Source organism: Actinoallomurus bryophytorum (assembly GCF_006716425.1).
Lineage (GTDB): Bacteria > Actinomycetota > Actinomycetes > Streptosporangiales > Streptosporangiaceae > Actinoallomurus > Actinoallomurus bryophytorum.
In genome coordinates, this window is record NZ_VFOZ01000001.1 from 1,639,316 (window position 1) to 1,661,983 (window position 22,668).

General features: G+C 68.5%; 22 protein-coding genes. 16 read left to right on the plus strand and 6 right to left on the minus strand.

Features of this window, described 5'->3' with window-relative positions:
- Positions 1-232: 232 nt before the first annotated feature.
- Both FB559_RS07720 and FB559_RS07725 read right to left on the minus strand, forming a co-directional pair.
- Entirely contained in the window at positions 233-634 is a 402-nt protein-coding gene (locus FB559_RS07720) for a type II toxin-antitoxin system VapC family toxin (protein ID WP_141954781.1), read from the minus strand.
- Positions 635-640: 6 nt separating this feature from the next.
- A complete protein-coding gene (locus tag FB559_RS07725) occupies positions 641-841 on the minus strand; it encodes a hypothetical protein (protein ID WP_141954784.1) in 201 nt (66 codons plus the stop codon).
- A 673-nt stretch (positions 842-1,514) separates the two neighbouring features.
- Here FB559_RS07725 and FB559_RS07730 point away from each other — a divergent pair.
- From FB559_RS07730 to FB559_RS07775, 10 genes are all read left to right on the plus strand, one after another.
- Positions 1,515-2,627, plus strand: coding sequence for a hypothetical protein (locus tag FB559_RS07730; RefSeq protein ID WP_141954786.1), 1,113 nt, complete (start codon positions 1,515-1,517; stop codon positions 2,625-2,627).
- A 99-nt stretch (positions 2,628-2,726) separates the two neighbouring features.
- The gene (locus tag FB559_RS07735) at positions 2,727-2,987 is read left to right on the plus strand and encodes a cupin domain-containing protein (protein WP_185792085.1); all 261 of its coding nucleotides are present in this window, start codon (positions 2,727-2,729) and stop codon (positions 2,985-2,987) included.
- 16 nt (positions 2,988-3,003) lie between these two features.
- Complete coding sequence (locus tag FB559_RS07740) at positions 3,004-4,641, plus strand: methionine--tRNA ligase (RefSeq protein WP_185792086.1); 1,638 nt, start codon at positions 3,004-3,006, stop codon at positions 4,639-4,641.
- Entirely contained in the window at positions 4,638-5,564 is a 927-nt protein-coding gene (locus FB559_RS07745) for a DMT family transporter (RefSeq protein ID WP_141954792.1), read from the plus strand. The genes FB559_RS07740 and FB559_RS07745 overlap by 4 nt, the downstream gene beginning before the upstream one ends.
- Positions 5,561-6,670, plus strand: a complete 1,110-nt coding sequence (locus FB559_RS07750; protein WP_141954794.1) for a zinc-binding dehydrogenase — start codon at positions 5,561-5,563, stop codon at positions 6,668-6,670. The genes FB559_RS07745 and FB559_RS07750 overlap by 4 nt, the downstream gene beginning before the upstream one ends.
- Before the next feature lie 16 nt (positions 6,671-6,686).
- Positions 6,687-7,736 carry an FAD-dependent oxidoreductase gene (locus FB559_RS07755; protein WP_141954796.1) on the plus strand — a complete coding sequence of 350 codons (1,050 nt, stop codon included), beginning with the start codon at positions 6,687-6,689 and terminating at the stop codon, positions 7,734-7,736.
- 21 nt (positions 7,737-7,757) lie between these two features.
- Entirely contained in the window at positions 7,758-8,222 is a 465-nt protein-coding gene (locus tag FB559_RS07760) for a DUF4178 domain-containing protein (RefSeq protein WP_185792087.1), read from the plus strand.
- Positions 8,223-8,250: 28 nt separating this feature from the next.
- The gene (locus FB559_RS07765) at positions 8,251-9,678 is read left to right on the plus strand and encodes a homospermidine synthase (RefSeq protein ID WP_141954800.1); all 1,428 of its coding nucleotides are present in this window, start codon (positions 8,251-8,253) and stop codon (positions 9,676-9,678) included.
- Positions 9,679-9,691: 13 nt separating this feature from the next.
- Positions 9,692-10,129, plus strand: a complete 438-nt coding sequence (locus FB559_RS07770; RefSeq protein ID WP_141954802.1) for an Lrp/AsnC family transcriptional regulator — start codon at positions 9,692-9,694, stop codon at positions 10,127-10,129.
- A gap of 162 nt (positions 10,130-10,291) precedes the next feature.
- The gene (locus FB559_RS07775; protein WP_246121407.1) at positions 10,292-11,500 is read left to right on the plus strand and encodes a type III PLP-dependent enzyme; all 1,209 of its coding nucleotides are present in this window, start codon (positions 10,292-10,294) and stop codon (positions 11,498-11,500) included.
- 118 nt (positions 11,501-11,618) lie between these two features.
- On the opposite strand, the gene FB559_RS07780 is transcribed toward FB559_RS07775, so the two are convergent.
- Both FB559_RS07780 and FB559_RS07785 read right to left on the minus strand, forming a co-directional pair.
- Positions 11,619-12,119 carry a methylated-DNA--[protein]-cysteine S-methyltransferase gene (locus FB559_RS07780; RefSeq protein ID WP_141954805.1) on the minus strand — a complete coding sequence of 167 codons (501 nt, stop codon included), beginning with the start codon at positions 12,117-12,119 and terminating at the stop codon, positions 11,619-11,621.
- Between the two features lie 96 nt (positions 12,120-12,215).
- Positions 12,216-12,632, minus strand: coding sequence for a hypothetical protein (locus FB559_RS07785; RefSeq protein ID WP_141954807.1), 417 nt, complete (start codon positions 12,630-12,632; stop codon positions 12,216-12,218).
- Between the two features lie 236 nt (positions 12,633-12,868).
- On the opposite strand from FB559_RS07785, the gene FB559_RS07790 reads away from it, so the two are divergent.
- Positions 12,869-13,459: an NUDIX hydrolase gene (locus tag FB559_RS07790; RefSeq protein ID WP_141954809.1), complete on the plus strand. Its 591-nt coding sequence runs from the start codon at positions 12,869-12,871 to the stop codon at positions 13,457-13,459.
- Here the strand turns inward: FB559_RS07790 and FB559_RS07795 are convergent.
- A complete protein-coding gene (locus FB559_RS07795; RefSeq protein WP_185792635.1) occupies positions 13,413-13,784 on the minus strand; it encodes a hypothetical protein in 372 nt (123 codons plus the stop codon). The genes FB559_RS07790 and FB559_RS07795 overlap by 47 nt on opposite strands.
- Here FB559_RS07795 and FB559_RS46615 point away from each other — a divergent pair.
- The 4 genes from FB559_RS46615 to FB559_RS07815 all read left to right on the plus strand — a co-directional run bounded on the left by FB559_RS46615 (position 13,765) and on the right by FB559_RS07815 (position 16,753).
- Positions 13,765-13,872, plus strand: a complete 108-nt coding sequence (locus FB559_RS46615) for a GNAT family N-acetyltransferase (protein WP_185792089.1) — start codon at positions 13,765-13,767, stop codon at positions 13,870-13,872. The two genes, FB559_RS07795 and FB559_RS46615, sit on opposite strands and share 20 nt — an antisense overlap.
- A 229-nt stretch (positions 13,873-14,101) precedes the next feature.
- Positions 14,102-15,073 (plus strand): GNAT family N-acetyltransferase, encoded by a 972-nt coding sequence (locus FB559_RS07805; protein WP_141954815.1) that lies wholly within the window; start codon positions 14,102-14,104, stop codon positions 15,071-15,073.
- Between the two features lie 65 nt (positions 15,074-15,138).
- Positions 15,139-15,804, plus strand: coding sequence for a lysophospholipid acyltransferase family protein (locus FB559_RS07810; protein ID WP_141954817.1), 666 nt, complete (start codon positions 15,139-15,141; stop codon positions 15,802-15,804).
- Between the two features lie 49 nt (positions 15,805-15,853).
- Positions 15,854-16,753: an aminoglycoside phosphotransferase family protein gene (locus FB559_RS07815; protein WP_141954819.1), complete on the plus strand. Its 900-nt coding sequence runs from the start codon at positions 15,854-15,856 to the stop codon at positions 16,751-16,753.
- On the opposite strand, the gene FB559_RS07820 is transcribed toward FB559_RS07815, so the two are convergent.
- Positions 16,750-19,149 carry an ATP-binding SpoIIE family protein phosphatase gene (locus tag FB559_RS07820; protein ID WP_141954821.1) on the minus strand — a complete coding sequence of 800 codons (2,400 nt, stop codon included), beginning with the start codon at positions 19,147-19,149 and terminating at the stop codon, positions 16,750-16,752. The genes FB559_RS07815 and FB559_RS07820 overlap by 4 nt on opposite strands.
- 307 nt (positions 19,150-19,456) lie before the next feature.
- Between FB559_RS07820 and FB559_RS07825 the strand changes: the two genes are divergently transcribed.
- Entirely contained in the window at positions 19,457-22,588 is a 3,132-nt protein-coding gene (locus tag FB559_RS07825; RefSeq protein WP_141954823.1) for a M14 family metallopeptidase, read from the plus strand.
- The last annotated feature ends 80 nt before the right edge of the window (positions 22,589-22,668 follow it).

Consider the following 22,668-nt stretch of genomic DNA (forward strand, 5'->3'; position numbering starts at 1 on the left):
TAGCGCCGCTGAGAGAACGGTTCAGGCCCGCCCAGAGCTCAGTTACTCGCAGACCACAGGACGCCTGGCCATACCCCAAACGTGCAATTAGCGTGCAATTAGCCAAGGTGATCAAGGGTCAACAGCGGTCGCTTGCGGACACATGCTCATGCAGGTCAATGCCTGTATCGGCTGTGATCAGCATGCTTTGCAAGCAGGAAGTCATGAAATTGGCGAACGGCTCGCCCGCTGCCTACCGAGTGATCAGTGTCAGGCCCTCGTGCTCGGCGAAGTCTTCGAAGTCCTTGACGTTGAGCGTCGCCAGCGGCAGGCCGTAGGAGAGAGCACAGGCCGCGATCCAGGAGTCATTGGCAGGTCGGGGCCGGCCGCGACGGATGGCGTACGCGGAGATCTGACCCCACGTTCGGGCGACGTCATCGCTGTAGGGAAGGACGATCACTCCGTCGAGCCAGTGACCCAGGGCGTCACGGTTGCGTCGGCCCCACTGTCGAAGTTCGGCCCACTGGGTTAGCTCGCCGAGCGTGACGAACGTGATGCACGGCTGTTTGCCGATGAGCCGGGTCATGACGGATGAGGGGAGCCGGCGCTTCAGGCTCAGGGACGAGACATCTGTGTCGAGGACTACGCGATCCACGAGCAGTCAGGTTAGGTCGGCGTGACGGGACGCGTGAACATGTTCGAGGAAAGCGTCCAGCTCCTCGTCAGTGTCGAACACGTTGTCCTGCGCCAGGTCGTCAGCAGACCGGATCGGATGGACGTGCTTGCGCCGCGCCAGCTCATCGAGCGACACTGAACCACGCTCCGGACGTTCGGACGGGTAGTCCGCGCTGCTCGTAGTCATCGCTACCCCCTCGCCACACACTATCGACCCACTATCAACCCACTGTATCGAGTTGTTGCAGGCGGCCCACCTCCTGGAGCGATGGACACCAAGATCCAACACGGGCGGTAGCGGGCACGCGGGATATACGCGGGATGGCGGTCCCCCTCGTAGGCCGCGGAGGTTGGTCCGGCGCAGGTCAGGGACCGACCAGCAGACGGATCGCCTGTGGATTCCTAAACCGTGTGCCGCAGGTTCGAATCCTGCCGGGGGCACCCAAAACCTAGAACGCGCCGTCGAGTGCACCCGATGTGCGTCCACCTGTGCTCGCTCGTCCCGTGTGGCTTCGGTGAGCGTCGTGATCGTGTCTTCTCGGATCGTCACCTGGATGGCTTCGTGACGGGCTCGGCTTCATAAGGGCCGGCGACGGGACTGCCGCCCGTACGTGCAGCGGGCCGAAGCAGCCCTAAGCCTCCGGCTTACCCGCTAGGAGACCCGGCCGGCCACCAAGCGCGCCACATCGAACGAGGTCGCAGGCCGCTTTTCCTGAGTCTCAGCATCACCGACGATCACTTGCGTAACATTCCCCCAGAGATCGGTTCTCTTGCCGATCGCTCAGAGCATTCCGAAACTCCGATAGGGACGCAGGACGCAACAGTTGGTGGCCCGGCACTACGCATTAACAGAGGAAGAGATGGCGCTGGACCAGCGGGCGGTGGTCAGGCATGCATCCGTTGCCGAGCTGATGGGGAAACTGCCGCAATTACCTGAGGATTTCTCGTTCGGCGCGGATATCGACGAGGCGCACCGGGTTCTGCTGGAGTCGCATGCCACTCGTGAGGAACGGCAGGCGGCTCTCCTGCGATGGCTCGGCAGCTCTCAACCGTGCCTTTTCGCGCGCCTGGCCGCCAAGGAGGCCAGGGGTCTGAACGCCTCCAAAGGGCTGAGTTTCGACATCGTCTGGCTGGACGACGACGACATCGAGCGGGGCGAGGAGCACCTGCGAACGGTCATCCAACAGGGCCGGATGGCATGGAAGGACCGGGCCGAGCGCGGTGACACGAGCGCGTTTCTCATCGTCTTCAACAGTCGGCGCCTGGCGTACGCCGTGCCCGGTGATGAGCTCGTCGAGCTGAGCCTCCGGCTGGCCGGGCTCTACCTGGTCGAGGTTCCCCGGATCGCTGCGGACAGTGTGTACACCGAGGCAGTGCCGCTGCGGGACAACGAGGGACGGCCCGGGCTGTTCAAGGCCAGCACTCAGTTGTTCTACTCCTCCGCTCATCTGATGCGTAACCACGACCGGCGCGTTCCCGGTGGGTTGCTGTTCTCCGTGGTCTCGCCCGGACATTACGCCCGGTCGCTCGTGCTGCGCGGTCTCGCCGACGACCACGAAAAAGCAGTGGAATTCGTTCGGCTGACCGCACATCGGTCGATCGGGAACGGCGGGTTCCATCATCCCGGCAGGTTGAGCAGCAGCTGGCACAATCCGCCGCCCGGCTCGTGTCCGGCGGGGGAAAGCACACGTGTCCGGAGCAGATTCATCGACCCGGACCTGTTCTCCGCGACCTATCAGCCTGACGTTCTGGTACCTCGCGAGGTCATGTCCGACGGTGTACCGCGGCTGTCCGAGCACCGTCCTGAGGACATCTGGAATGCGCTGCACCTTGAGTACATCAGCACTAAGCCGGCGCCGCCCGGTGACCCGGATTTCGGCTGGTTCAACGAGATGCCGATCGACGACTGCGCCAAATACCACAACCCGTGGCCGCCCCGGCAGGCGGAGAACAGCCGTGAATTCAACTACTGAGCTGGAGAAACCGTGTTGCTGAGAGATCTGGGTGATGACCAGTTGGTTCCTGCCTACGGAATTCTCTTTCAGCAGATCTACCCGCATGGTGGGGAGGACTTGGCGGACTGGGGTGTCGGCCGCTCGGTCGTCGAACCCGGCGGCGGCACCGAGCCGCACTCCCATGACGAGCACGAGCTCTTCGTCATCCTGTCCGGCAGCGGCGTGATGACGATCGAGGACGAGCAACGACCGGTCCGCGCCGGGCAGGCGGTGCTCGTCCCACGGAACAGCCACCACGACCTGGCGAGCACCTCCTCCGAGCGGCTCGTGTTCCTCAACGTGTACTGGCCCGAACAGCTGGGATCGGTCGACCTCTAGCACGAAGGAACTCATAGTGAGACATATCGTGTCCGGCTCCCCGCCGACGCCCAACGGTGATCTGCACCTGGGGCACCTGTCCGGACCGTATGCGACGGCCGACATCTACGCGCGGGCCCGTCGCCTCGCGGGCGAAGAGGCGATGTACATCATCGGCTCGGACGTCAACCAGAGTTACGTCCCGTTCAAAGCCGCCGAGCTCGGGGTGGACGCCGTGGCCATGGCCAAGGAGTTCGACGACGAGATCAGCCACCTGTTCACGGCGATGAACTTCTCCCACGATGTCTATGTGCGACCCGGTGACTCCGAGCTTCACCGGCAGATCGTCGGCGAGTTCTTCCTCACGCTTTATCGCGACGGCCGCCTGGAGACCCGCAGCGAGGAGTGCCTGTACTGCGAGCGTTGCGTCCGCTACCTGTCCGACGCGCATGTGACGGGGACCTGCCCGTACTGCGGCAATGACGACTGTGACGGCAACCTGTGCGAGGTATGTGCCCGGCCGAACGCCGTGGTCGACCTCGTGGAGCCCCGTTGCAACCGGTGTGGCGGCCCGGCCGGCCGTCGTGAGTTCACCCGTCTCGTCTTCCCCCTCTCCGCCTACGCCGACCGGCTGCGCGACTACCACCGCGAGGCGGTCTTCAGCCCGCAGCTGGAGGCGCTGTGCGTGGACCTGCTCGCTCGCGGCCTGCCCGACATTCCCGTCACTCATCCGTCGGACTGGGGCGTCCCCGTTCCGGTCGAGGGCTTCGACGACCAGCGGATCTTCGTGTGGGCCGAGATGCTGCCGGGATACTTCGCCGAAGTGGCCGAGACCCTGGCGGCCCGCGGTGAGGACCCGCAGAACTGGCGGGCGGTCTGGAACGCCTCGCAGGTCGTGCAGTTCTTCGGCTGGGACAACGGCTACTTCCACACGCTGCTGTACCCGGCGCTGATGATGGCCTATGACTCCGCCCTGCGGGCCCCGCACGCGCTGCTGACCAATGAGTTCTACCTGCTCGACAACGACAAGTTCTCCACGAGCAGAAGCCACGCCGTCTGGGGCGGGGCGCTGATCGCCCAGGTCCCGGCCGACGTCGTACGCTTCGTGCTCGCCCATGACCGGCCGCAGTTCGAGCGCACCAACTTCACGTTCGGCCGGTTCCGGGAGCTCGTGGACGGTGAGCTGGTCAGCCGCTGGCAGGCATGGCTCGGCGACCTCTTCCACCGGCTCGGTGACACCGTCCCGGACCTCGCGTACGCGACTCCGAGCCAGCGCAGGTTCGTCACCGGGCTGACCACACTGGCGGCCGACTGCCTGGGCGCCTACACCGCCGAGCAGTTCTCGCCACCGCGCGCGGCGCGTACGCTCCGCGAGCTGGTCACCAGGGTGCGGGAGTTCTCCGCCGGCGGCGGCCGGGCCGCTCTCACCCGGCCGGGCTCACCCGAGGTGCTCGCGGGCATCGCGGCCGAGGCTCAGGCGGCGAAACTGCTCGCCCAGCTGGCGTTTCCGATCATGCCCGAGTTCGCCGGGCGGCTGTGGTCCGCGCTGGGCTGTGACGGGCCGGTACGCCTGGACGACCTGGCGCTCCTGCCCGAGGGAACACCGGTCGGTGCGCCCGAGGGGGCGTTCTTCGAGCCGCTGCCCGCCGACCTTGAACAGCGAGTCTGTGGATGAACAACAAGATCCGTACGCCGGCCCTCGTCCTGGCCGCCCTGCTGTGGGGCGGGTCGGCGGCGTTCACCAAGTACGCCTTGGACACGTGGCAGCCGATGACGCTGCTGACCGTCGAGCTGGCCGGGGCCAGCGTGGTCCTGTGGACCGCGGTACTGATCCGAGGCCACCGGCGGCCGGCCGTGTGGCGCCGGCTGGTGCTGCTCGGCGCGCTGGAGCCGGGCCTGTGCTACGCCTTCGTCAACCTCGGCCTGACCCACACCTCGGCGTCCAACGGGATCGTGCTGTCGGGGCTCGAGTCCGGGTTCGTGGTGGTGCTGGCCGCGGTCTTCCTGCGCGAACGTCTCGCCGTACGCTCCGTCGCCGGCCTGGCCGTCGCTCTGGCCGGGGTACTCGTGCTGGAAGGCGCCCGGCCTGAGTTCACCGGCGTCTTCGGCGGCGATCTGCTGGTCCTGTCCGGGATCTTCTGCGCCGCGGTGTACGTCCTGGTGGCCCGGCGGACCGCCGACCAGGTCGACGCGCTGACGATGACGGCCTACCAATTCGCCTCCGGATTCCTGTTCTTCCTGCCGTTCTCCGTCGGCGAGTGGGTGACGGGCGCGGAGAAGGCGCCTCTTCACCAGTCGGCGTGGTCGTGGCTGGTCGCAACGGGCATCGGCGTCGGCGCGTACGCGTGCAGCTTCCTGCTGTACAACTTCGCGATCGCGCGTGTCTCGGCGGGACGTGCCGCGATGATCCTCAACCTGATGCCGGTGTTCGGCGTGCTCATTGCCGTGATCTTCCTTCGGGAGCACCCGGGGGCCTGGCAACTCGTGGGCGCCGCGATGATCATCGGGTCGATCTTCGTCTTCCCCGAAGACGAGGAGGAACCCGAGACGCCCGGCGAGGTCGCGGCTCCACCCCTGCCCGTGGACGGTGCCCGATGAGCCGGCCCACCGTACGAGCGGCCGTCCTGTACCCGGACCAGGCCGTCACCGTGACCGAGGTCGTGCTCGATCCGCCCGGCCCGGGAGAGGTCGAAGTCGAGATCGTCGCGGCCGGGGTGTGCCGCAGCGACCTTCACGCGATCGAGGGTCACTGGCCGGTCCCGCTGCCGGCGGTGCTCGGCCACGAGGGCGCGGGCATCGTCACCTCTCTCGGCGCGGGCGTCGCCGGGCTGGAGGTCGGTGATCACGTCGTCCTGTCCTGGGTCCCCGTATGCGGGAGCTGCCGGCACTGCGCCGCCCAGCGGCCGTGGTTGTGCGAGCCCGCCGACGAGCTGATCTTCGCCCAGGGCGTCCTGTACGACGGCACCAGCCGATGGCACAAGGGCGACGATCGGCTCCATCACTTCTTCGGCGTCTCAGCCTTCGCCGAACGGGTCGTGGTGCCCGCCTCCGGGGCGATCCCGATCCGCCGGGACGCGCCGCTCGACGTCGTCGCGATCGTCGGATGCGCGGTCGCCACCGGCGTCGGCGCCGTCCTGAACACCGCTCAGGTGCCGGCCGGAGCCGAGCTCGCGGTCATCGGCTGTGGCGGAGTGGGCCTGTCGTGCATCCAAGGCGCCCGCATCGCGGGGGCGGCCCGCATCGTCGCCGTCGACGTCAACCCGGCCAAGCTGGCCATCGCGAAGGCACTGGGCGCGCACGACACCGTGGACGTGTCCCAGACCGACACGGCGACCGCGCTACGCGATCTGCAGCCGGCCGGGTTCGACTACGTCATCGACGCGATCGGACACGTGGAGACCACCGAGCAGGCGATCGCCGCGATCGGCATGGGCGGCGCCGCAGTGATCGTCGGAGCGCCACGGGCGGGAGAGACGGCTCGCTTCGATCCGCTCGCCCTCGTCGACGCGGGCCAGCGGATCCTGGGTTCGAACTACGGGTCGACCGATCCGCGGCGCGACTTCCCCCGGCTCGTCGACCGCTACATGGCCGGCGAGCTCGACCTCGACACGCTGATCTCCGGCAGCCGGCCGCTCACCGAGATCAACGAAGCCCTGAAAGAGCTGGCCGACGGTCACGCCCTTCGAACGCTGCTCATCCCTTGAGGAGCTCGAGAATCCAATGAAGAACGCGCTCGTCGTCGGTGCGGGAGTCTTCGGGCTGTCCGTCGCCCGCGAACTCGCCGGCCGCGGCTGGTCCGTCCAGGTCGTCGACCAGGACTGGCCCCGGCCCGCCGGGCCGTCCTCGGCGGCCAGCCGCATCCTGCGCCTGGCCCATGGTGGCGACCCCTTCTACACGGCTCTGGCCTGGCGCGCCCGTACGCTGTGGACGGAACTCGAGCAGGAGTCGGGAAGCTCGTTCTTGCTGCCCACCGGGGTGCTGCATCTGGCGTCCAGTGGCGACGACCACAGTCATCTGCACGCGAGCCTGCGCTGTCTGACCGAGCTGGACCTACCGGTTGAGCGGATCGACACCGCCGAGGCCGCCCGGAGGTTCTCGGTCGGTGCCGTCGATCTCGACTTCGCCGTTCTGGAGCCTGCCGGCGGGGTCCTGCTGGCGGCCCGTGCGCTGCGTGCGCTGGCCGACAGTGCGTCTCGGCGAGGGGTGCGTCTCACCCGCGGCGTGGCGGAGCCGGACGAGAGCGGCCGCGTCAGGCTGGACCGCCGGTCGCTCCGGCCCGATCTCACTATCTGGGCGCCCGGTCCCTCGCTGCCGGCCGTGTTTCCCGATCTGACATCCGCGACGGCGGTGAGGCAGGATGCCTACTACATTCGAGCGGCTCGGACCGGCCCGGCGCCGGCATGGATCGATCATGGGCGCGGTGCTTATGGGATTCCCGCCGTCGATGCCCAGGACGTCAAAGTAGTCCCCGATGTCACGGTCGACCCGGCCGAGGAACCGGATCTCGCGCTGCCTGAGGACCTGCGGGCGTACCTGGGCCGCCGGTTTCCCGACCTGGCGAAAGCCCCCGTCGCGCGCCGGGAGCCGTGCGCGTACGCGGCAATGCCGGACGACGACTTTCTCCTGGCCCCGCACCCGGCCGACGAGCGCATCTGGATCGTCGGCGGCGACTCGGGCCACGGCTTCAAGCACGGCCCGGCCCTGGGGGCCCTGGTCTGCGACGCGATCGACGACCCCACGACCATTCCAGCACGCTTCAAACTCCGCTGAAGGGACCTCATGCACGAACCGATGTCATCGGCCAGTCACCAGATCCTCGCCAAGGGGCTGCCGCCGGGCACGACGGTGCGTATTCGGAACGAACCAAAGGTCATCCGCGGTGCCGTACACGCCGACGACGGCCAGTACCTCTGGTGCGAGTACTTCCTGGGCGACGGCTGGCTGACGACCGAGATCGAAGGCGACGATGTGCTGCTGTCGACCTGGACCCGAAGGCCGGCCGGTTCCGCGGACTTCTCGTTCGACGACCCGCGCGCGAAGGGCGTACGGCTTGTCGAGATCGCGCGAGGGCAGGCCGACTTCCGTGCGTTCGGAGAGTTCGGTGAGGGCGTCGCCCCGGGCGACCTCGGCCGGCTCGAGTACGTGGAGTACGGCGCCCCAGGACCCCGCGCCGCAGTCGAACGCTTCGCGCCGGATGCGCCGTGGCTGCTCGGCACCGGAACCGACCTGGCCCCGCGTGACTTCGCCCTGGCCTGAACCACTTCTTCGAAGGAGACCTTGACCGATGACACATGCGCACTACGGGCACTTGGACGGGCCGGTCGTCATGATCGGCTTCGGCTCGATCGGACGCGGGACACTGCCGCTGATCCTGCGGCACTTCGATGTCGATCCCGCGCAGATCACCGTCATAGCCCCGAACGGTGACGGCGATCACCTGCTCAAGGAGTACGGCGTCAAGCGGGTCAACTGCGTACTCACCGAGCAGAACCACCGTGAGGTGCTGGGCCCGCTGCTCACCACGGAGAACGGTACGGCCTTCTGCGTCAACCTTTCCGTCGACACGTCCTCGGTCGCGATCATGCGCCTGGCGCGGGAGGTGGGCGCGCTCTACGTGGACACCGTCATCGAACCGTGGGCCGGTCTCTACGACAATCCCGACCTGCCGATGGCACAGCGGACCAACTACGCGTTGCGTGAGACCCTGCTCGCCGAACGACGGGCCCGCCCCGGCGGAAGGACCGCTGTATCCGCGTGCGGAGCGAATCCAGGAATGGTCTCGTGGTTCGTCAAGCAGGCGTTGGTCGACGTCGCGGACGCGGTCGGACTGGAGTACACGACACCGGTCGACCGATCGGACTGGGCCCGGCTGATGCGGGACGCCGGGGTACGAGGCATCCACATTGCCGAGCGCGACACCCAGCGCTCACAGCATCCCCGTCAGATCGGCACTTTCGTGAACACCTGGTCGGTCGAGGGATTCATCGCCGAGGGGCTGCAACCGGCGGAGCTGGGCTGGGGAACGCATGAGCGGTGGGTGCCGCCGACCGCGCGACGGCAGGAGGACCCGCTCGCTCCCGCGCTGTTCCTGGAACAGCCCGGAGCGGACACGCGCGTCCGCACGTGGTGCCCGAGCTTCGGCCCGCAGTACGGACTGTGCGTGACGCACAATGAATCGATCTCGATCACCGACTACTTCACCGTGCGCGACGGAGAGACGGTGCAATACCGCCCGACCTGCCACTACGCGTACCACCCGTGCGACGACGCCATGGCGTCGTGGCACGAACTGCTCGGCAGCGCCGGCACGCTGCCGACCGAGCACGCCATTCTTGACGTCGACGAGATCACCGGCGGCATCGACGAACTGGGCGTGCTGCTGTACGGCCATGACCGGAACGCGTACTGGTACGGGTCACGGTTGTCGAACGACGAGACGCGTGAACTCGCGCCCCACCAGAACGCGACCGGCCTGCAGGTGACCTCCGCAGTACTCGCCGCGATGGTCTGGGCACGGGAGAACCCCGACGCCGGGATCGTCGAGGCCGACGAGATCGACTACCGCCGCTGCCTCGACGTGCAGACTCCTTACCTCGGTCCCGTCGAGGGTCACTTCACGGACTGGACACCGCTGATGGGACGCTCGCGTCTTTTCACCGAGGACATCGACGCGTCCGACCCGTGGCAGTTCCGCAACGTGCTCGTACACTGACTCAGTAATCGCTATGCACCTGGATGAGACATCGCGTCGGATAATAGCTTTACTCTCGCGAGATGGCCGCATGTCGTATGCCCTTCTGGGCCGATCTGTCAATATGTCCGAGGCGGCGGTCCGTCAACGAGTGCAACGGCTGATAGAGGCCGGGGTGTTGCGGATCGCCTGCCTCGTGGATCCCGAGCAACTGGGCTTCCCACGGGCGGCGACCGTCGGAATCAAATGCCGGGGCTCCTTCGAGACGGTGGCCAAAGCCATCGAAACAGTCGACGGTGTTCAGCGGTTAGCCGTGACCAGCGGATCAATCAACGTCATGGCCTTGCTCCTCGCCACAGACGACGAGGATCTCCTGCAAAAGGTCAACGAGATCCGATGCCTTGAGGGCGTACGAGACGTGGAGATCTTCATGCACCTCAATCGACATCACAAACCTGAGTTGACATTATGATGAGGCATTCTTAGCCTCGCTTCCGTCCATCACCCACAGGTGATGGGATCAACGTTAGTTCACCGACAGGTAATGCCTGCGAGAGTGTGGTATGCCGACCGGCGTACCACACTCTCGGGCCCTCGAAGTGAGCGATATATCCATTTCAGAACCAAGGGATCGATGAGAAAACCACTCGCGGCCAGGACGCCAGACGGCCCTGAGCCTGCTCCCTGCAGTTCCCTCGCAGACCATTTCGGGTCGAAGGTCTTCGGCCTTTCCTATGAGACCCCTTTTCTCGGACTCGACTTGCACACAGTCAGCGAGGCGTACGAGCGCCTTCGGCTCGCGCTCCCCAGCGGGACAGAAATCAAATTCGCCATGAAGTGCAACGCGGATGACAGGCTTCTGCGTACGGTCAGGGATCTCGGCGGTGGCTTCGTCGTCGCCTCCTACGGGGAGCTGGCCGTGCTCCGCGACCTGGGGATCGCCGCGAGCGCCGCCGACGCCGGCGAGGTGCTGTTCTCCAACCCGGTGAAGCGGCCAGGCGACGTCGCCCGCGCCTTCGCCGCCGGTGTGGACCGGTTCGCCTTCGACTCCGAACGCGAAGCGGAGAAGCTGGCCGAGCTGGCACCGGGCAGTCGCGTCTACGTGCGGCTGAAGACCCGGGCGGCGCAGTCCGCCGTCCCGAGCGAGGGCAAGTTCGGCGTCCCCGCCGGCCACGCCACGCGGCTGATGCTCTACGCGGTCTCCTTGGGGCTCGTTCCCTACGGGATCACCTTCCACGTCGGCTCCCAGATGACGGACACGACGGCCTGGGAGATGGCCATCGCCGAGGCCGCGGCCGTCATGCGGGCTCTGGCCGACGACGGGGTCCGGATCCAGATGCTGGACATGGGCGGGGGGTTCCCCGTCCAGTACGAAGGCGCCGCGGTGCCCTCGATCTCGGCGATCGGCAAGAGCATCGGCCACGCGCTCGACCAGCTCCCCTATCCGGTGCGGACCGTAGTCGAGCCGGGCCGGTTCCTGGCCGCCCCCGCCGGCGTCATGGTCGCCTCCGTCATCGGCGTCGCCGAGCGCGACGGAGCACGCTGGGTTCATCTGGACGCCGGTGCCTTCAACGGCTTCATGGAGTCGCTCGAGACATCGAACGCGCTCCGATACCCGGTAACCGATTCGCGTGGCCAGGCAAGCACCCGGACCACACACCTCACGGGCCCCAGCTGCGACAGCCAGGACACCATCATGTTCGGGGTCGAGCTCTCGCGCGATCTGGACGTCGGGGACGCGGTGGCCATCTGGCAGACGGGTGCGTACACGCTCGTTTACGCGACCGAGGCGTTCAACGGGATCGGCGCACCGTCGGCGTACCTGATCGACCGTGCCATGTGAGGAGTGCCTGTCGGGTGGCCGGGAGGGATCTCACCTCCCGGCCCCCACAGATCCGTACGTGCTCCGTCGACGGTGATGTCGGCAGTCGCGGTGAAGCAGGACCGGTGACCTGGTGGCTTCAGAACAGCGTCGCCGTGCTGCTCACCGCAGGCCGCTCCAGGTCGAGCAGGAACCGCTTGCGTTCCACGCCTCCGCCGAAGCCCGTCAGGTCGTTGTTCGAGCCCACCACCCGGTGGCACGGGACGATGATCGAAAGAGGGTTGCGGCCGTTCGCGGCGCCGACCGCTCTCGCCAGGGGCATGCCTCCCAGTTCCATCGCCAGCTCGCCGTACGAGCGCGTCTCCCCGAAAGGGATCTCCCGCAGCAGCATCCACACCTTCTGCTGGAACTCGCTCCCCCGTGGCGCGAGAGGGAGGGAGAACTCCGTACGCTCGCCCGCGAAGTACTCATCCAGCTGGCGTCGCGTCTTCTCGAAGGACTCCTCGCTTCGCGTCCCGAGCGCCTCCGGGCCGGGGCCGCGTTTGTGGCCCTCGAAGTAGAGCCCGGTCAGCGAGCCGTCCTCGGCGACAACGGTCAAGCCGCCCACGGGTGAATCGATCACGGTGTGGGTCCTGGCCATGTCCGTCTCCTTCGATCAAATACCGGCGGGCCTGCGGGCCCCTCGGTGAGTAGACGTCGGAACAGCGGAGAACGTGAGGGTGTTCCGGCGTACTTCTCACCACGGCCCGGCCAGGCCCACGGCGGTCTGGACGACGGTGACGGCGAGGCCGATCACGGCGGCGTAGGCCATGAGGCGCTGACGCGGTGCGATGGACGCGCGGGACGGCGTCAGCCGCGCCCGGCGATGCGCCGCCGGGGCGCCGTCGCTCTGGGGGAGCCGGGGCCGGGAGCCGGGCTCGTGACGTACGGTCGGCCGCCACAGCGCGTCCGTCTTCGACCGCTGGTGGCCCGGGACGTGGGTACAGGCGAACAGGCGCCCGTGCGTGGCGTTGCGGCACACCGCTCCCCCACCTGTCGCGATGCCGCAGGTGGTCGGGCAGAAGCACAGCTCGTACAGGGACCAGAGGAGCACGGTCAGGGCCCACAGTCTCCACGTGCCGACGTAGAGGGCGGCCACGCCGAGTAAGACCACGCCTGTCCACCACGCTAATCGTCTCGCCACAACGACTCCAGAGGGTTACGTACGAGGGACTCCAGGTAAGGAAACCCCCCGACGCTTCGGGCGGCAGAGATTTGCGGCCTCTTGGCCGGATGAGGCTGAAAGCGCGCCTCATGCGGCCAAGGAGATATGTCGAGGGTCTTGGTCGTGTATGTGCAGGCGCGAAGGACGCCGTACGGTCGAGGCACCCCAACGCGAGGAGTCGCCGCATGAAATGGACGGTCCACGGACGACGGGCCATCTACGAGAGCTCGTGGCTCAGCCTCGACCTGGTCGACATCGAGTTGCCCGACGGCAGGCGGTTCGAGCAGCACGTCGTACGGATGGCACGGCCCGTGGCGGTCGTCGTGGTGCTGGACGACCACGACCGCGTCCTGTTGATGTGGCGGCACCGGCACGTGACCGACACGTGGGGCTGGGAGATCCCGGGCGGCCGCATCGAGGAGGGCGAGTCGCCCGAGGAGGCGGCCGTACGTGAGACGGAGGAGGAGACCGGCTGGCGGCCGGGACGGCTACGGCCGATCGTCACCTCGCAGCCCTCCAGCGGCTCGGTCGACTCGCGCCACCACCTCTACCGCGCCGACACGGCCGAGCACATCGGGCCACCGACCGACATCACCGAGGCGGAGCGGATCGCGTGGGTGCCGCTGACCGGCATCCGCGACATGATCGACGCCGGAGAGATCGTCAACGGCCCGACGCTGATCGGCCTGCTCCACGTGCTCTCGGACCCGGCCCGGCAGGGCGCGCGGCTCAACGGCGACGGCGGCGGGAGCGGCGCCCCAGCTGACGGCCCATGAGCGAGGCGTAGTCCGTACCCTCACGGTCTCCCGAGCCGTACAGGTCGCGTGCCCAGCTCCGCGCCGTGTCGCCGGCCACCCCTGCCCGCCAGGCGAACAGCACCGCCACCAGGCCGAAGACACCGGCGAACCAGCCCGCCGCCGGATTCGCCAGCCAGCCGATGACGATGGCGGCGATCAGGACCCCGCCCAGACTCCATAACCAGCGCATGACGTCAACTGTCCTACGGAACGAGGCGATCGCAAGACGGAACTCGTGGCCGGCGACGCCGTCAAGGGTGACGGCCGCGTGGAACCTTGCCAGGGTGAACCTCCTCGCGGTCACGGAGGGTTATCGGCGGCGCCGTGCGGGCACAGCCCTCATGGAGGCAGCCGAGGAGTGGGGCCGCACCGGGGAGTGGTCGCAGCGATGACGCTCCCTGCCGGTCCCCTGCGCGACGTAGGGGCCATCGGTGTCGGCCGCGGAAGGCTCGGGCCCGGGTGATCTGTTCGGGGTGAATCATGATCAATATGACGGAACTCTGGTGCATATCGGTCAAAACCATTCTTTCGCACCCAGGCGGCTACCTCGAATGACAGACGCGTCACCGCCGTGGCGCGTACGGTCCATGGGAAGGCGAGCCAACCATTCGAGGAGCCTCCTTGGACAGGGTTCAGCAACTGCATGACATCTCGGATAGCGATGTCGCGGCATGGCACGACGTCCTCGCCGCGTCGGTCGCCCGTGATCTCCCCGGGGAGCCGACGCCCACGCTCGACCATGTGCACGGGTGCCTCACGACGGCCGGCCTGGACAGCCATCATCTGCTCTGGGTGGCCACGTCGGGTGACGAGGTCACCGGGGTCGCGAGGCTGCGGCTGTTCGACGGACCGGGCCGCGACCATCTCGGCCAGTTCACCGTCGACGTCCACCCGGACCACCGGCGCCGTGGCATCGGGTCACGGCTGCTCGACACCGTCGCGCGGGCCGCGCGTGCGGAAGAACGCCGCAGCCTCGTCGTCGAGGCCTCCTCCGACACCCCCGGTGTGGCGTTCCTGGAGACCAAGGGCTTCGCCTGCGTCCTCTCCCTCAGCCTGCTCCTGCTCAGCGTGCACGACGCCGGCGACGTGGATGAGATCGTCCACGCCGAGCATCCGGGCTACCGCCTGAGCCGCTGGCTCGGCGTCGTGCCCAACGAGCTCGCCCAGACCTTCGCCGCCGCCAAGTCCGCCATGGGCGACATGCCCACCGGCGACATGGACTACGGCACGACCAAGTGGGACACCGACCGCGTACGCGACATGGCCGAGGTCGTCGAGAAGCGCGGCGACACCCTGCTGACCGTCGCCGCACTGCACGGGGACATGATCGCCGGATTCACCGAGCTGGTGATCCCGATCGGGGACAGCAGCCGGGCGATCCAGTTCGACACGGCCGTGGTGCCCGAGCACCGCGGCAACGGGCTCGGGCTCTGGGTCAAGGCGGCGATGCTCGACTGGCTGCGCGCCGAGTGGCCGGCGGTCGAGGAGATCGAGACCGACAACGCCGAGGACAACGACCACATGCTCGCGGTCAACGAGCGGCTTGGATTCCGCCCCCTGCGCAAGACGCGGCAGTACCAGTACGACCTCTAGACGAAAGCGACGACGACCTCCCGAGCTACACGGTCTAAAGTTACGGAGAGTTCAGGGAGGCACAGTTGCTGTACTGGTTCATGTACCGGATCGTCCGTCCGCTGCTGCGGATCGTGTTCCGGCCGGTGGTCACAGGCCTGGAGAACGTACCGGCCGAGGGTCCGGTCATCCTTGCCAGCAACCACCTGTCGTTCGTGGACAGCGTGCTGATCCCGCTCGTCGTCCCCCGCCGCGTCACGTTCCTGGCCAAGGCCGAATACTTCGAGGGCCACGGCGTGGCCAGTGTCCTCGGCGCGTTCCTCAGCGCCATGGGCCACATCCCGGTGCCGCGTACGGAGCAGCGCGCCGCCGTCGCCGCCCTCGACCCCGCGCTGAAGACCCTCGATGAGGGCGGTGCCTTCGCGATCTATCCCGAAGGCACCCGGTCGGAGGACGGCCGGCTCTACCGGGGGCACACGGGCGTGGGCTTCCTCGCGCTGAACGCCCACGCGAACGTCGTCCCGGTCGCCGTCAGAGACACCCAGCGGATCATGCCGGTCGGGGCACGGCTGCCACGCATCATCCGCCCGGGCGTGACGTTCGGCGCGCCGATCGACTACAAGGCGTTCACCGACATGCCGGCCGCGCGGGGCCGCCGCGCCCTGGTCGACGAGATCATGCAGGAGATCCAGAAGCTGTCCGGCCAGGAGTTCACCGGCACCTACAACGAACGCTCGCGAGTGATCAGCTAGGGCGAAACGCCTTTGACGCCCGTCGGTGTGCGGTGTTCGGATGGCGTCCATGAGCGCGGGCCAGATGCATCCCGGTATGTACCCCGTTGACGGTGACCTGGTACGGCGGTTGGTCGCCGGGCAGTTCCCTCAGTGGGCGGAGCTGGCGGTGGAGCGCCGGCCGTCCGGCGGCACGGTCAATGCCATGTACCGGCTGGGCGACGACATGGTCGTACGGCTGCCGCTGGTGCAGAGCGGCGCCGGGGATGTGTCGATGGAGCAGGTGTGGCTGCCCCGCCTCGCGCCCCATCTGCCCGTGCGCATCCCCGAGGTGCTCGGAGCCGGGGAGCCCGCCCTGGGGTATCCATGGCCGTGGTCGGTGTACCGGTGGCTGGCGGGCGAGCATCCCGAAGCGGGCGCGCTGAGCGAGCCCGTGCCGCTGGCCGAGGATCTGGCCGCGTTCGTGGCGGCGATGCGGAGCATCACCCTGCCCGCCGCGCCGCAGGCACACCGAGGCGGGCCGGTCGCCTCGCTCGACGCGGAGACCAGGGCGGCGATCAAGCAACTGCGGGAGATCCCGCAGGAGGGCGTCGACTGCGACGCCGCGGCCGCGGTGTGGGAGGAGGCGCTGCGGGCTCCGGACTGGGATGGGCCGCCGGTGTGGCTGCATGCCGATCTGATGCCGGGAAACCTGCTGGTCGACGGCGGCAGGCTGGCCTCAGTGATCGACTTCGGGTGCACGGGACTGGGCGATCCGGCCTGCGATCTGTTCCCGGCATGGAATCTGCTGCCCCGCGATGCGAGGGAGGTCTTCCGCGAGGCTCTGGTCGTGGACGACGAGACCTGGATCCGCGGCCGGGGGCGTACGCTCTCGCAGGCGCTGATCGCACTGCCGTACTACCGCAGGACGAATCCCGCGATGGCGTGCAACGCCCGGCACGTGATCAGGGCGGTGCTGGACGACGGCTAGATCGATTGTTCGAACCAGACGACCTTGCCGGTCGGGGTGTGTTGTGCGCCCCAGCGTTCGGCGAGGGCGGTGACGAGTTGGAGGCCGCGGCCGTTCTCGGCGGTGACGTCCGTGCCGCGCAGCGTGGGGAGCTCATACCCCTCGTCCCGGACCTCGCAGAGCAGTGAGCCGGCCCGGATCAACCGCAGTCCGATGTCGCCCGCCCCGTGGCTCACGGCATTGGTGACCAGCTCGCTCACCAGGAGCTCTACAGTCTCCGACAGCTCGCTCAGCCCCCAGGTCGCCAGGGTCTCGCGGGCCAGCTCACGCGCGCCGTGGACATTGGCCGGTTGCGCGTCGAGGGTCCAGGAGAACACGTCGTCCTTCGGGATGCCCTTGAAGCACACCGCGAGCAGCGCGATGTCGTCGTCGCGGCGGCCGGTCCGGCCGAATCCGTCGATGAGGGTCTCGCACACGCTCTCCAGCGGCTGCGGCGGCCCGCTGAGGTATTCGCGCAGCTCGGCGAGGCCCACGTCGATGGCCTGGCCGCGGCGCTCGACGAGACCGTCGGTGCAGAGCACGAACTGGCTCTCGTCCTCCACCTCGAACACCGCCGTCTCGAACGCGACCCCGCCGACACCGATCGGCGCGCCCGAGGGCACGTCCAGCAGCTCGCTGTCGCCGAACGGCGAGACCAGGACCGGTGGCAGGTGCCCGGCGTTGGCCACCTCGCAGCGCCGCGCCACCGGGTCGTACACGACGTAGATGCAGGTGGCGATGTAGTCGTCGCCGAGCCTGCGGGCGAGGTCGTCGAGCTGGCGCAGCAACTGCGCGGGGGGCAGGTCCTGCGCCGCGAGGGTGCGAACCGCCGTACGGAACTGCCCCATGATCGCGGCCGAGGTCAGTCCGTGGCCCATGACGTCGCCGACGACGAGGGCCAGCCGGCCGCCGGGGAGCGGAATCGCGTCGAACCAGTCACCGCCGACGCGTACGGCCTCGTTGGCCGGAACGTAGCGGTAGCAGATCTGCGCGCCGGCGACGACGGGCGGCGCGTCGGGCAGCATGGTCTTCTGCAGCTCCCTGGCCGCGCGGCTCTCGCGCCGGTAGAGCCGTCCGTTGTCGACGCACACGGCCGCGCGGCGGCACAGCTCCTCGACCATCGTGACGTCGAGCTCGTCGAACGCGGGCCGGTCGGGGCGGCGCAGCAGCGTGAGGTTGCCTAACGCGGTGCCACGCGCGATGAGCGGGGAGACGAGCAGCGCCCGCCCTTGCAGCAGGGGCCGGAAGTCACGGTCGGCGAAACGGGCCGACAGCTGCCGGGCGAACCGCTCGCTGACCCGGGGCACGCTGACGCTCCGCCCGGTCATGAGGCTCTTGGTGAACGGCGTGGCCGCCGGCAGCCGCACCGTCTCTCCTCGCGGAACGAGGTCGTCCCAGCGGCCGTACGCGTCGTCGTGGCTCAGCGCCACGCGTACGGTCGTGGGCGACTCGTCCGGCGTGAACGGCGGGAGCTCCTGGTCGGAGACGATGGACTCCAGGAGCTGCACGTCGGCGAAGTCGGCGAACCTCGGCACGAGAGAGGTGCACAGCGCGGCCGCGGTCTGCACCGGGTCGAGGGTGTCGACGATGCGGGTGCCCGCGTCGTTGAGGAAGTCGAGACGGTCCTGCGCCGCCGACCGGTCGATCGAGCGCACGTGTACGGGGGCGCGGCGCGGCACCTCGATCTCGAGGATCCGCTGCTCGGGCGGGGCCGGGGCGCCGAGGTAGGCCGCGCACGGCAGCCGCGCGGTGACGCTGACGTTGACGGCCGGATAGCCGCGGCCCAGCACCTGGCGGACGATCGGCTCGGCGGCGCCGGGCGGCATGGCGGGCAGCATCTCGGTCAGCCGCCGGCCGAGGAGGTCCGCGTCGGCGCCGGACGGGGGCACGAGGGTCGGCTCCACCCGCAGCACGCGTACGCCGCTCTCGCTGGTCAGGGGGGAACGGGACGGAGCCGAGACGAGCACCTCGCCGAGTGCGAGACCGGGACCACCCTCGCGCAGCCGCTGCGCGTCGGCGGCGATCGCCAGCACGCGCGCCCGGTCCGGGCCGGTCAGCGGATAGACCCACCAGGCGACCTCGCGGAGCTGGCCGTCCTCGGCGCGGGTGACGAGGAAGACGCCCGTCCAGACGTGACGGATGCGGGAACCGCCCGCCTCGAAGGCGTCCCGGTGCTCCTGCGGCAGGCGCAGCAGAGTGCGCAGCGAGCGGCCGACCGCGTCTTCGTGCGCCAGCCCGAAGATGTCGGTGGCGGCGTGGTTCCAGTGGGTGACGTGACCGAGATCGTTGGTGAGGATCACGGCCATGGGGGCGAGCCCGAGCAGATATTCGTCGAGCAGCCGGGGTGAGCCCGCGGCGGCAGGTTGACGCTTCGTCATCAAGGACACCTCCCCGAGCGAGCGCTCCGCACAGCCCCCCGCACCCGCTGTGAGGGTGACGCTACAGACCGCACGGCATATGCGCTCGGGTTTCCCACCAACGATCGCGCGTACGTGCAGAACAGGGCGCACCACCGGCCGCGTACAGGGCCTGGCGGCACGGGCTTCCCTCCCGCCCACTGCACATCTCCGGCGAACGGGCGTGACCACAACAGGTCGACCGACTTCGGGCAGGCGTCTTTAAGGTCTCTTTACCTTGGGACACCATTGCGGAACCCCGACGGGATCTCCAGACTCCGGAGGCTCCATGAAGCGCCTGTCCACCTCCGTCCTCGCCGCGATGGCCCTCATCGGCGGCCTGCTGGCCGCCGCGCCGGCCGCCGCCTCTCCCCCACGTCCCGCCAAGGTCAGTGAGCACGTCGACCTCTACGCCGGTGACATCCCGCTCGCCCAGACCCGCGAACTGCACAGTGCGGGTCTCGACTCCGAGGACATCCAGACCGGGAAGGTCACCGGGAACAAGGTCCACGTCGAGGTCCTCATGGGCGGCCGTCAGGCCCGCCGGCTGCAGAGTCAGGGCCTGGATCTGCGGCTGCAGGTCGTCGGCGGCAAGACCGCCGCCGAGCGCGCCACCCCTCTCGCCGCCAAGGGCGACAACGTCTTCCGGCCCTACAGCGGTCCCGGCAACATCCGCGAGGAGATGCTGAACGCGGCCGCCTCCCACGCCGGCATCGCCCAGGCCGTCGACATCGGCACGACCGGCCAGGGCAAGCCGATCACCGCGATCAAGGTCACCAAGAACGCTCGCTCGCTGCGGTCCGGCTCACGGCCGGCCGTCGTCTACCAGGGCACCCAGCACGCCCGCGAGTGGATCGCGACGGAGACCGTACGCCGGAGCCTGCACTACTACCTGGACAACTACGGCAAGAACCGCGACGTCACCAAGCTCGTCGACACCGATGAGCTGTGGTTCATCCCGGTGGTCAACGTCGACGGCTACGACTACACGTTCACGCCCGGCAACCGGTTCTGGCGCAAGAACCTGCGCGACAACGACGGTGACGGCCAGATCACCTCCAACGACGGCGTCGACCCGAACCGCAACTTCTCCTTCAAGTGGGGCTATGACAACGAGGGATCCTCGGCCAACACCGCGGACGAGACCTACCGCGGCCCCTCGGCCGGCTCCGAGCCCGAGACCAAGGCGCAGGTCGCGCTCTACAAGAAGATCCGCCCGAAGTTCATGCTCAACTGGCACTCGGCGGCCGAGCTGCTGCTGCACGGCGTGGGCTGGCAGACGCTGACCCGCAGCCCGGACGACGTCCTCCACGAGGCCATACTCGGCGACATCGACCACGCGGCCGTTCCCGGCTACACCCCCGAACTCGGCGCCCAGCTGTACACCACCAACGGCGAGACCGACGGGTACGCCGAGTCGGTGCTGGGCACCCTGACGTACACCCCCGAGCAGTCGACGTGCCGTACGGCGGTGGGCAGCGACCCGGACGACGACTGGACGCTGGCCGACTGTGGCACCAGCACGGGCCAGACGTTCGCGTTCCCGGACAGCGAGACGCTGATCCAAAAAGAGTTCGAGAAGAACCTCCCTCTCCTGCTCGACCTGGCCAAGTCGGCCCATGACCCCGCTCATCCGGTCTCGCCGGTCGGCCGCACCGTGCCCGACTTCGCCGTCGACGCGTTCACGGCCTCCTACGGCTCGTCCCAGCCCGTCGCGTCCGTCATCCGCCGGTCGCTGCCGGGCAAGCGGTTGCGCTACCGGGTGAACGGCGGACCTGCGCACAGCTCCTCCGTCCACGAGTGGCAGGGCGGCGAGAGGTACGGCCGCGACAGCCGGGAGTACTTCGGTGAGTACCGCGGGACCATCGGTGGCCTGCGGCCGAAGGACCGCGTCCAGGCGTGGTTCGTGGCGGGCGGCAAGGTGAGCCAGCCGTTCACCTTCACCGTGCGCGACCAGAAGGGCGCCAAGGTCCTCGTCCTCGCCGATGAGGACTACAAGGGCGTGAACCCGGTCTACCCGCCGGGCACGAGCGCGCCGAAGTACGCCCAGCAGTACGTCGAGGCGCTCAAGGCCGCCAAGGTCAAGGCCGCGGTCTGGGACATCGACGCCGACGGCGCCCCGCACGACCTCGGTGTGCTGAGTCACTTCAAGGGAGTGGTCTGGTACCTCGGCGACAACCGCCTCACCCAGGACGCGGCCGACGAGTTCGTCCCCGTCGGCGGCCAGCCTTTCCCCGACTCACAGATCGCCGACCGTGAGGTGGCCACGACCCTGGCCGTACGTGACTACCTCAACGAGGGCGGCAAGCTGATCTACACCGGCGAGACCACGGGCTACGACGGGCCCCTCGCCGGCTCGAACGGCGGCGGTATCTACTACGGCCTCAAGGGACACCCGGAGCGGCCGTGCGTGGTCACCATCAACCTGCGCGACGACTGTGAGCTGTTCGCGGACGACTTCATGCAGTACTACCTGGGCGCGTACAGCCGGGTGGTCCGGCAGGGTCCGACCGGGTTCTCGGGGACGGGCGCGCCGCTGAGCGGCGTCAACGCTCCCCTGGCGAGCGCCGCCAACCCGCTGGACGAGGCGGGCAACTTCGACGTCACCAGCGACAACCTGCCGGTCGCGCAGTTCCCGCAGTTCAAGAGCTCGGCGGCCGGGGAGTACTCCAGCAAGGGCGGACCGTTCGACCCGGTGGAGGGCTCCTGGTACGCCGCCGGACCGCACGCCGACAGTTCGTACATGCGGCTGACCCGCACCATCGACCTGAGCGGCGTCACCGCGGCGCAGGCGCCCAAGCTCGCCGCCCAGCTGTCCTACGACACGGAAGAGGGCTACGACAACGTCATCGTCGAGGCGCACACCGCGGGGACCGACGACTGGACCACGCTGCCCGATCTCGGCGGCAGATCCGACACCGGGGTACCGGCGGAGTGCGATGCGGGTTTCCTCCTCGCCATGCATCCGTGGCTCAAGCACTATCTGACCCTCGGTACCCCGTGCGGCGGCTCCGGCACCAGCGGGAGCTGGAACCGGTTCACCGGCAACTCCGGCGGATGGGTTCCGGTCTCGTTCGACCTGTCCGCGTACGCGGGCAAGAAGATGGAGGTCTCGATCAGTTACGTGACCGACCCGGCCTCCGGCGGCATCGGAGCCTTCGTGGACGACACCAAGGTCACGACGGCCGGCGGCACCTCCGACGCCGAAGGGTTCGAGGCGGGTCTCGGTCCCTGGAGCGTCCCCGGCGCCCCGGCGGGCAGTCCCGCCAACGTCAAGGACTTCCATCGGGCCCAGGGCTTCGGCGTCGCCGCCATCGCCACACCCGACACCCTGCTCTTCGGCTTCGGATTGGAGCAGGTCGCCTCACCGGCCGACCGGAACCGCTTGATGGCCCTCGCCATCAGGCGCCTGCTCGGCTGACACCCGGCTGACCGCGCTACCCGGCGTGGTCGTCTGGCGCATCAACGGCCACACGACCACGCCGGGTCTTTTCATGTCTT

Bases quoted from the DNA above. Each gene is read 5' to 3' on its own strand.
- FB559_RS07725 (WP_141954784.1), bottom strand. From the start codon at position 841: ATGACTACGAGCAGCGCGGACTACCCGTCCGAACGTCCGGAGCGTGGT.
- FB559_RS07730 (WP_141954786.1), top strand. From the start codon at position 1,515: ATGGCGCTGGACCAGCGGGCGGTGGTCAGGCATGCATCCGTTGCCGAG.
- FB559_RS07745 (WP_141954792.1), top strand. From the start codon at position 4,638: ATGAACAACAAGATCCGTACGCCGGCCCTCGTCCTGGCCGCCCTGCTG.
- FB559_RS07750 (WP_141954794.1), top strand. From the start codon at position 5,561: ATGAGCCGGCCCACCGTACGAGCGGCCGTCCTGTACCCGGACCAGGCC.
- FB559_RS07755 (WP_141954796.1), top strand. From the start codon at position 6,687: ATGAAGAACGCGCTCGTCGTCGGTGCGGGAGTCTTCGGGCTGTCCGTC.
- FB559_RS07760 (WP_185792087.1), top strand. From the start codon at position 7,758: ATGTCATCGGCCAGTCACCAGATCCTCGCCAAGGGGCTGCCGCCGGGC.
- FB559_RS07765 (WP_141954800.1), top strand. From the start codon at position 8,251: ATGACACATGCGCACTACGGGCACTTGGACGGGCCGGTCGTCATGATC.
- FB559_RS07770 (WP_141954802.1), top strand. From the start codon at position 9,692: ATGCACCTGGATGAGACATCGCGTCGGATAATAGCTTTACTCTCGCGA.
- FB559_RS07775 (WP_246121407.1), top strand. From the start codon at position 10,292: ATGAGAAAACCACTCGCGGCCAGGACGCCAGACGGCCCTGAGCCTGCT.
- FB559_RS07780 (WP_141954805.1), bottom strand. From the start codon at position 12,119: ATGGCCAGGACCCACACCGTGATCGATTCACCCGTGGGCGGCTTGACC.
- FB559_RS07790 (WP_141954809.1), top strand. From the start codon at position 12,869: ATGAAATGGACGGTCCACGGACGACGGGCCATCTACGAGAGCTCGTGG.
- FB559_RS07815 (WP_141954819.1), top strand. From the start codon at position 15,854: ATGAGCGCGGGCCAGATGCATCCCGGTATGTACCCCGTTGACGGTGAC.
- FB559_RS07820 (WP_141954821.1), bottom strand. From the start codon at position 19,149: ATGACGAAGCGTCAACCTGCCGCCGCGGGCTCACCCCGGCTGCTCGAC.
- FB559_RS07825 (WP_141954823.1), top strand. From the start codon at position 19,457: ATGAAGCGCCTGTCCACCTCCGTCCTCGCCGCGATGGCCCTCATCGGC.